This is a genomic window from Lysobacter sp. Root690 (assembly GCF_001427785.1).
GTDB lineage: Bacteria > Pseudomonadota > Gammaproteobacteria > Xanthomonadales > Xanthomonadaceae > Lysobacter.
In genome coordinates, this window is the sequence record NZ_LMHM01000001.1 from 450,250 (window position 1) to 450,471 (window position 222).

Consider the following 222-nt stretch of genomic DNA (forward strand, 5'->3'; position numbering starts at 1 on the left):
TTGTAGTGGCTGGCGCGGGGGATTTGCTTTTGCGCTTGGTGTTGGGGGAAGAGCAAATCCCCCCTGCCCCCTTTTTTAAAGGGGGGAAAGCGTGGCGCGAGGGTTCGGAGATGGTCGGCCCATTGGTTGATCGGGCTGTCGGTTTGTATGAGCGCGCGGGTCAATTCGCCCACTTTGAAAAAGGGGGCTGCGCCCTGCGCTGCGTGAGGTCGGGGTGTAGTG